13 protein-coding genes are annotated in these 14119 nt (G+C 32.4%); all 13 read right to left on the bottom strand.

The features are described 5' to 3' along the window. Nucleotides 1-14: 14 nt before the first annotated feature. The 13 genes from LPC21_RS05250 to LPC21_RS05190 all read right to left on the bottom strand — a co-directional run bounded on the left by LPC21_RS05250 (nt 15) and on the right by LPC21_RS05190 (nt 14105). Complete coding sequence (locus LPC21_RS05250) at nt 15-908, bottom strand: NAD-dependent epimerase/dehydratase family protein (protein WP_229316127.1); 894 nt, start codon at nt 906-908, stop codon at nt 15-17. Then, nucleotides 905-1648 (bottom strand): glycosyltransferase family 2 protein, encoded by a 744-nt coding sequence (locus LPC21_RS05245; protein WP_229316126.1) that lies wholly within the window; start codon nt 1646-1648, stop codon nt 905-907. The genes LPC21_RS05250 and LPC21_RS05245 overlap by 4 nt, the downstream gene beginning before the upstream one ends. 74 nt (nt 1649-1722) lie before the next feature. Continuing rightward, on the bottom strand, nt 1723-2355 hold the full coding sequence (locus LPC21_RS10290; RefSeq protein ID WP_269807771.1) for a CatB-related O-acetyltransferase: 633 nt from the start codon (nt 2353-2355) through the stop codon (nt 1723-1725). Nucleotides 2356-2359: 4 nt separating this feature from the next. Beyond that, entirely contained in the window at nt 2360-3160 is an 801-nt protein-coding gene (locus LPC21_RS05235) for a hypothetical protein (RefSeq protein ID WP_229316125.1), read from the bottom strand. Between the two features lie 110 nt (nt 3161-3270). Continuing rightward, nucleotides 3271-4527, bottom strand: coding sequence for a glycosyltransferase family 4 protein (locus LPC21_RS05230; protein WP_229316124.1), 1257 nt, complete (start codon nt 4525-4527; stop codon nt 3271-3273). 5 nt (nt 4528-4532) lie between these two features. After that, the gene (locus LPC21_RS05225) at nt 4533-5591 is read right to left on the bottom strand and encodes an alpha-1,2-fucosyltransferase (RefSeq protein WP_229316123.1); all 1059 of its coding nucleotides are present in this window, start codon (nt 5589-5591) and stop codon (nt 4533-4535) included. Between the two features lies 1 nt (nt 5592). Continuing rightward, nucleotides 5593-6801 (bottom strand): hypothetical protein, encoded by a 1209-nt coding sequence (locus LPC21_RS05220; RefSeq protein WP_229316122.1) that lies wholly within the window; start codon nt 6799-6801, stop codon nt 5593-5595. Beyond that, nucleotides 6802-7632: a hypothetical protein gene (locus LPC21_RS05215; RefSeq protein ID WP_229316121.1), complete on the bottom strand. Its 831-nt coding sequence runs from the start codon at nt 7630-7632 to the stop codon at nt 6802-6804. A 2-nt stretch (nt 7633-7634) separates the two neighbouring features. Continuing rightward, nucleotides 7635-8993 (bottom strand): lipopolysaccharide biosynthesis protein, encoded by a 1359-nt coding sequence (locus LPC21_RS05210; RefSeq protein WP_229316120.1) that lies wholly within the window; start codon nt 8991-8993, stop codon nt 7635-7637. A gap of 147 nt (nt 8994-9140) precedes the next feature. Then, the gene (locus LPC21_RS05205; RefSeq protein WP_229316119.1) at nt 9141-10166 is read right to left on the bottom strand and encodes a Gfo/Idh/MocA family protein; all 1026 of its coding nucleotides are present in this window, start codon (nt 10164-10166) and stop codon (nt 9141-9143) included. Between the two features lies 1 nt (nt 10167). Beyond that, nucleotides 10168-11607, bottom strand: a complete 1440-nt coding sequence (locus LPC21_RS05200; protein WP_229316118.1) for an NDP-hexose 2,3-dehydratase family protein — start codon at nt 11605-11607, stop codon at nt 10168-10170. Between the two features lie 11 nt (nt 11608-11618). Beyond that, nucleotides 11619-12503 carry an NAD-dependent epimerase/dehydratase family protein gene (locus tag LPC21_RS05195; RefSeq protein ID WP_229316117.1) on the bottom strand — a complete coding sequence of 295 codons (885 nt, stop codon included), beginning with the start codon at nt 12501-12503 and terminating at the stop codon, nt 11619-11621. Between the two features lie 423 nt (nt 12504-12926). Then, a complete protein-coding gene (locus LPC21_RS05190; protein ID WP_229316116.1) occupies nt 12927-14105 on the bottom strand; it encodes a DegT/DnrJ/EryC1/StrS family aminotransferase in 1179 nt (392 codons plus the stop codon). Between the last annotated feature and the right edge of the window lie 14 nt (nt 14106-14119).

Below are 14119 nucleotides of genomic sequence, written 5' to 3'. Positions count from 1 at the left end.
TAGTTTTAAATATTTTACTTTTTATATGTTTTAAATGTATGCATTAAGCCTTCTTCTGTCTTAACCGGCAAAGGTTTACCTATTGCGGTAACTATTTTATTATTACTGACTACATAACTTTCAGTTAATTTATTTAATCGTTCTGTATTAAGAGGTAATTTAAAAATATCTCCAATATTGGCTAAAAATAGTATTATTTTTTTTGGAAGTCTCAAGATAATTTCTTTTTTATTCTTTGACTTCGCAATTAGACTAATTAGTTGATTTGTTGAAATAGAACCATCATCTGCCAAATTATATATACCTGATGGTATGCTTTCATTCATTAATATTTCATTGGTAACAAAACATAAATTTTCAATACTACAAAACGAACGTTGGTTCTCAAAAGCGCCTAATGGCCATGGAAAACCTTTATCTACCAAACGATATAATAAATTTAAATTTCCTTTGTTACCATCCCCATAAATCATAGTTGGCCGCATTATATAGACACGCTTACCCTCTGGAAGATCTTTATTTAAAATATAATTCTCAGCTAATAATTTTGACTTCCCGTAATGTGTCTTTGGATTTGGTTGAACATTTTCAATTAATATTCCACCTACTTCATCTGCTGACGCTTTGACCGAACTTAGAAATACAAAAACAGTTGCACTTGAATTCAGAAAAGAATCATAAAGTTGTTTGGTTAATTCAAAATTAGCTTCATAATAATCTTGAGGATTATCAACTTTTTTTAAATCGTGGACCTTACCTGCTAAATGAATTATTCCTGTTGAATTTAGAACAAGTTGCTGTTTAACTTGATATCGAATACTTATAGGAATTATTTCATGAAATTCATTAAGATATTTAATAAGATTCTTTCCTATAAATCCCGTGGCACCTGTTATAATAATTTTCATTTTTTAACAAACCCGATTATCTTCCATACAAACCGTGTATTAATTATCCATGAAGAAAAAATAACACCATTCATTTTTAAAGCTTTTTTAATTTCTTTAGTAATTAACTTATAAGATGAATAACCAGAACTACTAACTCCTCCGACTAACATTGAAGTAGTCGTAATTCTCGAATATTTCCAGCTAATTCTGTTCTTCAAAAAAAAGCGAGTAATTAATTCATAATCAGCTCCAATTTTAAAACTAAGATTATAAAGTCCATACTTATCAAATAGGTCTCTTTTAAAAAAAATGGAGGGATGTGGCGGCATAAATCCAATGCTAAGTTTCGTAGGACTCCAATTTTTAGAAGAATATAACCTTATAATTTCATTTTTATCATTATGCTGAATAATATCACCTATAGAAGCATCTATAACATTACTTGAATGAAATTGAGCAAGCTCCTCCAGGACAGTATTCGATTTAAAAGTGTCATCCGAATTTAATACACCTACTAAATCACCTGTAGCTATAGCAATACCTTTATTCATAGCATCATAGAGACCTTGATCAGGTTCTGAAATCCACTTGGTGATTATAGTTTCGTATTTTTTTACAATTTCAATCGTATTATCTTTTGAATTACCATCAACAATAATATATTCAATGTTTTTATAAGTTTGACAAGCTACTGAAAGAATTGTTTTTTCTATCGTCGCGTCGCTATTATAGCAAACCGTAATTATTGATATTTTCATAAATACTTGAATTGGCAATAATAAATTAATAAATATTCACTAGTATTTCTAATTAAGATACTTCTTACCTTGGTTTAGATTATTTCTACATCAACTATCTCCTTTATTTTCTCAATGAATGTTTTTGGATTCTTTATGAATTTAGCAACTATTGAAATCTGATTATCACTTAGTGACCACCATTCTGTTTTCAACAAATTCACTATAGTGTTTTCATCGAAACGATACTTTATCACTCTAGCGGGAACTCCTCCCACTATAGCATAGGGTGGAACATCTTTTGTTACCATTGCATTGCTAGCAATAACCGCACCATGGCCGATTGTCACTCCTGCTTTAATTGTTGCGCCGTGACCTATCCATACGTCACTACCTATTCTTGTAATAACAACATTGTCAACCTTAAAAAGGGAGAAACGTTTTGTGGGACCACTATGCTTAACATCCTCAAAAACTGGAGATGTAGAAACCCAGCTCATAGGATGCTCTGGTCCACCTACATAGACATGATCTGCAACACTACAGAAAGCACCCATTTCTGTATTTACAAATTGGCAATCATATCCAATATAAGAATATTTGTCTATCTTGCAATTCAAAATATTACTTCCGCTATAGATTACAGAAGAAGAATGCACGCTAGAATTCAAAACGCTCTTACCATGCAAGCGTTTGAAAATTTTAGAGTATAAGTAGGATAAATTCATTAAGCTAGTTATTTTTAGAAAAATCATAAAAACGATCGTAGGCGTCCACAAAAGACCCTCTAGTGCAATTGAAGATCTTTACACCTTTGTGTCGAGCATAAACTTCAATAAGGTAGTGCGACTTGAACATATTTGCAAAGGCAGTCAACATTGTGTAAATATTGAACTCCTGCGCATATCGACGAACTTTCAGTCCTTTTTCATAAACATGGCGTTCTCCATAACAAACAACATTTTCATCATCGACTCGAAGATCTGCGATCCAAGAATGATCCGCTCCATATAAGTAGGCTACCTCATACTGCATATTGATTGCAGTTGTCAATGCACAGTTAAGGACTGTCTGACATTTAGGCATTCCCATTCTATATTTGTAGATTAAATGTCTGAAGCCTTTGAAACCGTCTACTGCTGTAATATTTAAATACCTTATTTCAATGTTAGGATTACTTAATTCTGAAAAAAGATTGCCTTTTGGTGCTGTATTTGGAACCATCAGGTACATTTTCCAAGTCACCTCATTATTTAATTTATAGATTAAATTATTCAGCTCTTTTTCTGCAAATTCATTATGTGGATGGAAATAGTCTGGATCAACCAGAAAATAGAAAGCAGGCTTGATAGTAGTGAAACCCTCGTACATGCAAAACATATTCATACAAAAAACATCACATTCTTTTAACATAACTTCGCTGTCGCTAAACGCATTTCCTAGCGATGGTCCATTACCCAAGATACAACATTTGCTAGACTGTTTAAATTCCGACATCTTTTTTGTTTTGATTGCTATTGAGAATGAACTCATTAGAACTATTCTACAGCAAGATGTAAAGGTTGCAGAAATGTTATCAGCATACAAGCCTAGCTTATTTACAATTTTTCTAACCCAATATTGATTCTTTATATGACTCACTATTATGACAAAATTTTATTAATAAATTTATCTATATCTCTTTTATCTAATGCTTTTGTGGCTTTTTGTATATATTCTTCATACTGCTGGCTAATGACGTCGGCTGAGAATTTTTTCGAGAAGCTTCTAATTACGTCCTTATCCCATTTTCGACTAAGGGCAGCAATTATTGCTTTTGCTAAAGTCTCGTCTTTGTGGTCCTTTGCAAAAACCATGCAATCCTCACTATACAAATCATTGATTGCATCAAGATCGCCGAATGTAACAACTGGAGTACCTAAATTGTATGCTTCAATAATCGGAAGGCCGAAGCCTTCATCAATACTTGGCAATACCAACAAATCCGAAGCCTCAATATTTGCATAAACATCTGGTTTTTGCAAACGGCCATTGAATATCAAGCCACTAAGTTTATTATTATCAACATATGTATGCAGCATATCCCAATCTTCTCCATCTCCAATAATATTAAGCTGTATCTCGAATTTATCAGCAAAATGCTTTTGGACAACAGGAAGTACTCTAAGCAATTGTATTTGGTTTTTTCTATATGCAAGTGATCCTACGCAAACAATCGTTTTAACATCATTCTTTTTCCCACCTAACGATATATTACTCTGGTAGTTGTCTAGAATTGAGAAAAAGTTCAATATCACACGTATTTTATTTATTCCATAACGAGATGTTATTCTTTCTAACATCCCCGAACTAACTACTGAAACATCATACCCATTCTCAATGATCATCTGAAGATAGGCCTCTTCTATTCGCCTATGCATTTTATCACTAATCATCTTATTAAAAGAAACCAATGCGTGAAGGGTACAAATAACTGGTATATCGTACTTTGCTGCGGCCATAAAATAAGGAACAGTATAAATATCAATACTATGTATATGGATTATATCCGGTCGATGTGTTTTTATTACGGCTTCTACTTGACCTGCAGAGAGGAAGTAGAATATAATCTTCAATCTCTGCTTAAAGTTCATTCCAAACTTATTTCCAAACTTTAATGCTGTTACAAAATACTTCCAGCAGAAGTTCCTGAAAATGGTAAAAATACTTCGTTTTAATAACACCCATTTCCCCACATGCATTTCATCTGTCAGGATAGACTGTGTCATCACATATACCTCATGCTGATCAGCCAACATATCCACTATATCTCGAAACATGTAAGCGAATCCAGTTTGGTTCTTCATTCCATGTTTATGCCCCTGAATAAGGATGTATGGGCCTAGTTCTAATATTTTCATTTTGACTATATGGTATGTGTGGTATTTAGCAAAACAGATGGAGAAATAGTGATCTTATCTGGATTTTTGATAAAATATGTCCCCCACCATCCAAATGAACTATCTGTGATAATGCCATGTTTGCAATGAGCCATCAACTGCATATCCCGAAAGCTATCGATTCCTTTATTCCAATCGACAAAAAACACTTTATCTTTTTTGTAATTCAATGCAAAAATATCACTATTATTCTTACACCATTCTACACTTTCAGTATTTGTAAAAAAAACAAATACTGGGTTTTTAACACGTTTCTTAATATAATTAACAGCATCACGAAAATAGCCGAATTTATAGCACCAACCATTAGCAGAAAGCATATCGCCTCGTCGTGCATGGATAAAGACAGTATTATGACTATCAATAAATTCTGCAAACTCTTTATTCTTAGAATCTGTGAACTGAGGGAACTGAAAAGCCTGCTCAATCTCATCTCTAATCTTTTCAATCCCGTTAGACTTATAACGGAAGGTAAGCCATTGTCCGGTTAATATATTCTCATCTGTTGCTATAAAAATATTCTTTTGATTATCTGCTCTTTTAATATATTTTTCCGCATAAGCTTTATAAATAGCACGTTTAATTGAAACTCCCAAACGCGTAGAATTAAAAAACTCATAACGAAGTTTATTAAGAGCGCCCCTACTCTTTCCCTTATCAAATTCATCACTTTCAAAGTCACCCCTGATATTCTTCAAATTCAATCCAGTGGTATTCAGTGATTCTGTAATATATTTTGGAAAGTTCCAATCCTTACTCCAAAACTTACTCTCTCTAACTTTGTCAAGAACTATGTTCCATTCTTCAATGCTCAATTTGTCCTTGATATTTGGGGCATCAATGCCAAAGATACGGTTCAATTCATATCCATTCCACTGACATATTGTTTCATTACACTCCGGAATGCTATATACCATTAATTCAATGTAACATTCATCAGTCGGATTCATCTTTTTTAAAGCCAAATACTCACAATAACTGAGCATCTGGTTACCTAAGCCTGATTCAATATGCACAACTTTCATATTATTCCACATTATTTATTTTGATTATATTTTTTCTCTTAGAATCATCTCTCTGGTACTCTATATATGATAGGATAAAAATAAATTGAAATAGGAAACCTGATCCAATCATGTCAGCATTAGAAAACAATTGAACGAATATGCATAGTATAAACGGAAGGATATCTCGATAATTATTAATAATTTTAAAAAATATATTTAAATATATTATTAAGCCAATTATCCCGAACCTAATAATTACTAGCCAAAAAGAAGATACAAACATACCTTTATCACTTACCATTACTAAAGAATTACTTACATTACCAGCAAGATAATAATCATAAGGATTAGCATATCTGATTCCCAAGACATAATCTGAAGGATTCATTTCTTGAACAATGAAAAGTCCATTCACTAAACGTTCAGCTAGCTCAATATTGGTATTACTTATCTTATTCATACCGACCTCAAAAAAGGACGAGCTCAAAAGAAGAAAAGCCAATCCTATACCTCCTATGATAATTAATATTTTTAGCCATAACTTAACCTTCTGAGTAAAAATATAAAACAGAAGAAGAATAAATGAGATGGCTATACCTGTGGAAGATGTTGATAAAAATAATGAAATAATTATTATGCCTGCCCATAGCAATTTATTTTCTTTCAATGCCAAAAATAAGGGTACAAGCATAAACGACACAAATGCCTGAGGCTCCATATAGAAAGAAGATGGTCTATCTCCTAATTCATCCAGTCGAGTAAAGTCAAAACCAATTAATGGTAGCTTCAGAGGTTCTACCGATCCTCCCATTCTGGTTAGAAGCACATGGTACAGCAAACCCAAGATACTTAAAATCGCCACATAATTAATCGAGACTATAAGTTTCTTCTTGTTAATTGCTGGAAATATTAAATTAATAGAACCCAAGCATATGATGCCGGATATTGTAGCATTTATGAAATAAAACTGAACTGTGTTCATAACAAATAGCCATATTATTTCATGAGCAATATAGAAAATTAAGAAAATTAATATAGGTTTATATATTCTGCTTTTTAAAAAATGACCACGACAGCGCTTTAATGCAATCAGTATCAAGATGAGCGGCATTACTAATTCCAAAGGAACTATTCCCCATGAATAAACACTGAGTATTGGATAGAGTGCAAATAACATCTCTAGCCAACCGATATCCTTTAAGTGTAAATAATTTACAATTTTAAACATCTATTCAACTTTTGCCATTTTCCCTTTGATTTTGTTTCTTATGTATGGGAATAGGTGATTAAACCCATTTATCAGAATTTTAATCAACATATACTCACCTCTATTTCTATGCAAGAATATGCACACAGGATTGTTTTTCTTTCTCCTGATACCTTTATATGGCAAACCATCCATATATGGGTATCCCTGCCATCCCTGAAATGTTGGGTCATCAGAAGGTGTTATATTGTATTTTTTACAGAGAGCACTAAGAATGGATTGATCATAACGATGTTCAAAAAAAGTTTCATGTTGAATTTTTCGGTCACATTCTGGGCCAATCATCTCGTAATTCGAAGATAAATACAACCATTCATCCAAGAACTTTTTACTATAAGCAGATTTTCTAAAAGCTATAAATGACGCTTGAAACTGACGACTTTTCCTAACTTCTTCAGTATCTATATTTAGGAACATTAAGACTTCTCTCTTTGTAAACGATTCCTCTAAATATGGGACTTGAGCTACAAATACATCCTCATACATATTATTAATGAGAGGACTGGCTGATCGATAAAAAAAAGCTGCAGCATCAAGATAGAAAATCACATCTCCATCGGAACATTCTTCTCTAAATGCCTTATTAATAAAATATACTTTCCAAAGCCAAAGACCTGCTCCTTTCTTTACTGACAAGATATCTAAATGTTGATTTCTAAATTCATCATCCATATCTATATCAATGTCATAAACTACTATTTTATCAAATTTACCATATTTCCTTGCGCATTGGGCATTAAAGTCCCTCTGTTTGAAGTATGGAGCATTAGAAAATGTAACGAACACATTCATTTTTACTTATTCCAGATGCCATTAGCACTTTTATTAATTAACTTATTTACTTGAACTTTCCCTAGTATTGCTTGAAAAATAAATAATGCTGAAGGTAAAATTAATACTCCTTGAAGTCCAAATTTACGACAAGTCATAACTAGCATTGGCCAAGCAACTACTGCAAAAAGGCAATAAATAATAAGCTGTATTCTTATCTTTCCAAGGCCATTAAGTATATTCATATAGATTGCACCTATTGATTGTACTACTGCATAAATTAACATGGCTATTGAAAGCTTTGTATCTACCGAAACACTATCTCCTACCCAAAGTTTGAAAAAGAAAGGTCCTATAAATAACATGATAATTCCAAACCCTATTTCCACATACCAACAAATTTCAAGCTTTCTGACTGTGTTTCTCATCCAATTGAAATCATCTTTAAAAAAGGCATCAGTGAAAGCAGACCAAAAAGGCACTATAATAATCGTCATAATCATATGAAGAATATTATAATACTTGAAGGTAATATTATACTGTGTGACAGCCTCTGGCCCTATTTCTCTTGAGATAATAATATTTATAACCTGAAACAACACAAGCATACTTATTGATATAATAAAAAATTGGACTCCTAGCGAAAGAATATTTTTAATTAATTTTGGTCTAATAAAAGCTGGGTTAGGTGCATATTTTCTATAACTTGTAAAAACAAAAGCATAAAGAGATGATACTAGCATGACTAGAAAAGATACACCAGTATAATAAAGCGCTAAAGAAGTTAAACTACCATCCGATACCTTAGTTAGTACAAATACAACTGCAAGTGAAAACACATCCCCTACACAATTAATAATAGATGCTACACCTGGTTTTTGATCAGCTGTCAATAAAGTACCGAACAAACGAACTACCATATTAAGACAGAAGAACGCTCCAATAATTGTAAAAACCCGCTTTAACTCCGCCCTATAAATAAAATCAACTTTAAGTAGTGTGTCCCAAGAAATATATCTATTTGCAATCATTACAGATATAAATATTGCACTTACGATACAAGTTACTGCAAAATATGTAGTACTAACATACTCGCGTGCAAGCTTTACATCTCCTTTTGTTTGGGCTTCGGTAAATCGATTTCGGAAACCATTGCCTATTCCTAAATCAAAGTAGCTGATCCAAGCTACAATGGAAGATAATGTTAACCAAATACCATACTGTGAAGGATTAACGTAGTTTATAGTCAAAGGAACTATTAATAAACTTGTTATAATTGAAATGCCTTTTGTACCAAGAGATAATAAAATGTTTCTAACAACTTCCTGAGATCTCCCTTCTGACTTTAATATTTTATTGATGAATTCAATATTAAATTTCATATTAGATTAATTTTAGTACCAACGTGACCAAAAGATCTAATCTCGCAGAAATTAGTTTCCCCATAGCTTAGTATTTTAATAATGAATTTCATATTGTTCATAAAGAGGACTCTTTTGAGGAAGTTCATTCTATCTTTCATACAAATCCTACTCTAAGCCTCCAAGCTTTTTAAATTCTTCAAGCATACTTTCCTGTTTATGTAAAATAGTGTAGTTATACTCGCGTAAATCTGCGTTTTCAATGCAATTATTAAAATAAAGAATAGATTTCATAAAGGCATCATCAGAAGGAAGATTTCGGGTCTCAATGTCTTGGTTCTTTTTTATTGTATATGTTGGAATGAATCCTGCAGGTGCAGTAAGAATGCGACTAGTTATGAGACTACCTTGGCTACCCCAAATTTCTATTTCGCATTTATAGTCGTTATCCATTCCAAATGCCAATTGAGCAACTTGACCTGTTGCGTTAACAACTGTAGCACTGCCGAACATCTCCACCTCATATTCGGGCAGATAGTTTACATTGGCAGCTGATAAATGTGCGGAATTACCTAGCAGATAGGTAGCATATTTTATGGTATAACCTCCTGCATCAAGAAGAGCTCCTCCTCCAAGTTTTTTATTATAGCGAAAATCATTGGCAGTTCTACGTGGAAAGCCAAACGAAATGCGATAGTGACGAATATCTCCTATTTCACCCGAATTTATCACATCTTGTAACGCCTGAAGTTGATCATGAAAGATGAACATATAGTTTTCATGTAATGCAAGTTGATTCTTAGATGCTATATTAATAAGCTCGACAGTATCAGTCATTGAACATGTAAATGGTTTCTCCATAAATACATGTTTCCCATTTTCTAATGCCAACTTTGCCCATTTATAATGCAATGCAGGAGGAAGAGGAATGTAGATGGCATCAATCTCATCTGACTTGATTATTGTCTCATATGATTTGAAAACCTTACTTTCAAAGATTAATGCCTTTTCAAACTCTTTATCCTGCTGTTGCTCAATTTGCTCATCAGATACATTAGTCAAATCCCCAAACCATTCTTCTGGACTTGCAATGGCAATTCCTGCAAAAATAAACTTTTCTGAAGCCTTATTTAATGCCGGCAAAAACCTTCTTAATGCAATTTCAGAAGGACATATAATTCCAATTCTAATCATATTAATAGAAACTTATTTTTGAAATCAATGAGCGTGCTGCAATATTCAAATAATTATTATAAGTAACGAATGAGAGCATTTGATTGAGTGTCATCCAGCAATAATTTTCATCAACCTCAATTGGAAACTCATCACCAACCTCTACAATGATATTTAAATTCTGCTCTTGAAAGAAACGACCTCCTTCTTCACTTTGATAACTGCTATACCAAATGTTTTCTTTTGGAGCATTTAACACTTGCTCCAGATATGGGATGGTATATTCGTTATTGCCTTTGCGATAGTTACCAGTCAAACATTGAACAGTAGGGGCCAACTCAACCACATCAAAGTTGCCAGATTCTAATTTTGCCTGTACAAGGAAGTGAAATATTCCATTTATTTTTTTTACAATGAAAGCTATCAAACCCTCTTGTGCTGAACGAATCATCGGCTGATCCCATGAAATAACCTCACGATTACCAATTTCTACTCTCACACCGATCACATCGAAGTACTTTCCGTTTTCATGACTTACAGTAATACCATCGTAAGCCCAATGCTGCATTTCTGATATACCGATAGGGGTAACCTCAAGATCATACTTAAACTTTAGTGAAGTAATCCAATGAATGATGTCTTGTAAATCATTTATATGGTTAGTTTCGCTCAAAACAGAATAGAGAAATGAATCTGGTTTTTCCGACTCTATTCCAGCCATATTCTTTACTGAACTCATCAATTTTAATGAATGTTCCGAATAACTACCGAATTTGATACAAGATATTACAGTACGACTATCCATATTGACAATATTATCAAAACTAAGCAACTCTTTAATTTGACCAAGTGATACCCACATAAAATTAGTCTTTACAGGTATATCTTCATTCTCGTCAACCTCAACAATAATATTACGATTACGCTTATGAAGGAAACGAGCTCCTTGCTCAGACTGCAATTGATCAATGAGAACCATCACATTTTTTTCTCCATTGAAATACTCTAAATAGTTAGGTGAATCTCCTCCATGAACACGTGTGTAATTTGAACGAGTTGCCTGCAGAGTAGGTGAAAGTTGTACTATATTCAAGTTTCCTGGTTCTATCTTTGCCTGAATTAGAAAGTGCATAACACCATTGAATTTTTTGGCCACAAAACCAAGAAAACCAATCTCAGGTTGGTTAATAATAGGCTGATCCCATTTTGGTATGTCGCGATAATTGGTCTTGATTCGAATACCATCGATACTAAAAAACTTACCTGAATTATGACGAATACGTTCATCACTATAGTTCCATCCTTTTAACTCGCTGATTGGAATCTGATGTATTTTGGAAACTACTGATTCATTCTGTTGTTTTATCCAAAAAAGTATATCCTGCGTTCTCATGAATGATCCATGACTTAGGGCAGAGACAAGGAAATCTAATTGTACATCTTCTACGTTTCTTGTTCTCATATTGCTACAAATTAAATATCATTTGAAAAATCTTGAAGTCGTTTATATGGTTTTAAATTAAGTAGCTTTTGAATCTTCAAATCATCAAAGTAAGTATGACCGCTTTCAATGCGAAGATCTTTTTCAGGCCAAGGAACCTCTACGACCTTTGTACCAAATTTTTGAGCTACAATTTCAGCGGCTTCACACAAAGAAAGTATTTCACCACCGATATTGTAAATTTCTCCATTACTTTTTGGATTAAAAGCTCCTTCAACAATCTGAAAACAAAGATCCTCTACATGAGTAAATGTGCGCTTGATATTGCCACCACCATATAGAGTAATATCATTCCCTAATTTTGCTTGTTTTATGAAAAAGCCAATTGTTCCAAAAGAATAGTCTGTAGAGAGAAGATTGCCATATGGGATACAAATACGGAAAATGGTATAAGGAATGTCGAAACTTGAATTATAAGCCTTCAATAAACCCTCACATGCAATTTTATTGACCGCATAGATTGTCTTAGACTCCATCTCATCAGTTTCCTTTAAAGGTTTATCTATACCTTTATATACCAACCGAGTTGAAGGGTATATAATCTTTGGTCTATAATTGGATTTACGAATAGCTTCAAGCAGATTTAACAAACCAATTTCATTTATTGAATTATATAACTGATACTTTTCGAACCCATTATATGTTCCAGTAATTCCAGCAAACATGAATATGTAATCCACATTAAGATCTATTTTTTCTACAGATTCTGGGTTAGAAATATCTATCTTCTCGAAATTTATATCATCACAATCCATCATGTCATACACGTGAGATAAAATTCCTCTCTGCTGTAAGTAAAATGCAAGATGATTTCCAACGTAACCTTTACTACCAATTATTGCACATCTAATTTTCATTTAATATTGTATATATGAATAATACTTCAAGTAGTAGTCAGAAATTATATTATTTATTTAAGCTTTTTTCAATTAAGATGTCTCTTGACTATATTAATGATTTTTTTTCTGGATAAGCTAATCCAATAGTATTTTTTATTGATTTTTGTAATATCAATACTTATCTAACAGTAGTACCGAGTCTATAAGTTACACATTTAAAAGAATATGGTCTTACTTCTTTTAATGGCTAAGAAGATTATCTTCAGTTTTGAATGGCTCGCAATTAATAAAAAATCACTAATCTAAAATAGTGTTTTTTAAATTTTGAGAATATTATGTCCCTTAATATTAAAGATTTAGTCTATCAACTTTTTTCAAATACTAGTCACTTATTTTTAATGTCTTAATAATATTTAGTTAGTAATTTAAAATATGCCTAAACTATAGCTCAAATTCATTCAAAGTTTTCTTAAGTATTTCAGCTTGTATTTTTGCTTCAGATAAATCCCAATAATTAGTTTTCAACTGAATCATTCTTTCTTGTAAAAATTCTGAATTTGGACATAAACCTTTTTCATATTTTTGATATACTCCAGGATATTCTTGTATTTCATTCAAAAATAATGGCTCCATGTAAGTCAATTTCCAAGCTGCATAAAAACCATCACCTCCATTTTTTTGAAATAAATCTCTAAATCTATACCAATCAATATTTGGGTTATCCGTATTCAAAACCATGGAATAACTCCAATACGAATTAATACAATAATCAGGAGTATATTGCTTTGTTACTAATTTACTCCCCTGAATTGCATCATCAAAAAGTTTAGCCACTTCAATCCTTACATTCACTAACTCTTGTATTCTTTCCAATTGACCCAAAATGACAGCTGATTGAACCTCTGACATTCTATAGTTATAACCAACAGACACGTGACGACTATAGTTTGGGTCTTGTATGTCATTCCTTGTGATTTTCGCTTGCTTTGCACTTACTCCGGCATATCCTAAAGAAGTAAATCTTCTCGCAACATCAGCATATTCAACATTTTTTGTTGTTAACATCCCTCCCTCACCACAACTAATATGTTTACTAGCCTGAAAACTATAACTAGAAAAGTCTCCAAAAGTACCTACTAATTTGCCTTTATAATAACCTAAAAAACATTCTGCATTATCTTCAATTAAAAAAAGATTATACTCTTCACATATTTGAATAATCTCATCATATTCAGGTGACAATCCATATAAAGAAACCGTAATAATAGCTTTTGTTTTTTCTGTAATATTTTCTCTAATTGACTTAGGATCAATGTTAAAAGTATTAATATCAACATCTGCAAATATAGGTATTGAACCATTTTGTAATACACATAAAGAAGTACTTGACATTGTCAATGGTGGAACAATTACCTCATCTCCTTCTTTAAGTCCTAATGCATGTAATGCAGTATGCATAGTCGCCGTACCATTTACATGACTAATAGAAAACTCATTCTCAAATATTTCAGAAAATTTTGATTCCATTCTATTTGTGAAAATTCCGTTTTTTGAAGTAGCAAACTCATTTTCTAATGCCTCTAAAACATACTTTTTTTCTAAATTTGATATTCTGTTCATAAAATTATTATTAA

The organism is Flavobacterium ammoniigenes, assembly GCF_020886055.1.
GTDB lineage: Bacteria > Bacteroidota > Bacteroidia > Flavobacteriales > Flavobacteriaceae > Flavobacterium > Flavobacterium ammoniigenes.
Note: the sequence above shows the minus strand (reverse complement) of the source record. Positions and strands in the feature narration are given on the sequence as shown.

Coding starts and splice junctions, on each gene's coding strand:
- LPC21_RS05250 (WP_229316127.1), bottom strand. CDS start 908: ATGAAAATTATTATAACAGGTGCCACGGGATTTATAGGAAAGAATCTT.
- LPC21_RS05245 (WP_229316126.1), bottom strand. CDS start 1,648: ATGAAAATATCAATAATTACGGTTTGCTATAATAGCGACGCGACGATA.
- LPC21_RS10290 (WP_269807771.1), bottom strand. CDS start 2,355: ATGAATTTATCCTACTTATACTCTAAAATTTTCAAACGCTTGCATGGT.
- LPC21_RS05235 (WP_229316125.1), bottom strand. CDS start 3,160: ATGAGTTCATTCTCAATAGCAATCAAAACAAAAAAGATGTCGGAATTT.
- LPC21_RS05230 (WP_229316124.1), bottom strand. CDS start 4,527: ATGAAAATATTAGAACTAGGCCCATACATCCTTATTCAGGGGCATAAA.
- LPC21_RS05225 (WP_229316123.1), bottom strand. CDS start 5,591: ATGAAAGTTGTGCATATTGAATCAGGCTTAGGTAACCAGATGCTCAGT.
- LPC21_RS05220 (WP_229316122.1), bottom strand. CDS start 6,801: ATGTTTAAAATTGTAAATTATTTACACTTAAAGGATATCGGTTGGCTA.
- LPC21_RS05215 (WP_229316121.1), bottom strand. CDS start 7,632: ATGAATGTGTTCGTTACATTTTCTAATGCTCCATACTTCAAACAGAGG.
- LPC21_RS05210 (WP_229316120.1), bottom strand. CDS start 8,993: ATGAAATTTAATATTGAATTCATCAATAAAATATTAAAGTCAGAAGGG.
- LPC21_RS05205 (WP_229316119.1), bottom strand. CDS start 10,166: ATGATTAGAATTGGAATTATATGTCCTTCTGAAATTGCATTAAGAAGG.
- LPC21_RS05200 (WP_229316118.1), bottom strand. CDS start 11,607: ATGAGAACAAGAAACGTAGAAGATGTACAATTAGATTTCCTTGTCTCT.
- LPC21_RS05195 (WP_229316117.1), bottom strand. CDS start 12,503: ATGAAAATTAGATGTGCAATAATTGGTAGTAAAGGTTACGTTGGAAAT.
- LPC21_RS05190 (WP_229316116.1), bottom strand. CDS start 14,105: ATGAACAGAATATCAAATTTAGAAAAAAAGTATGTTTTAGAGGCATTA.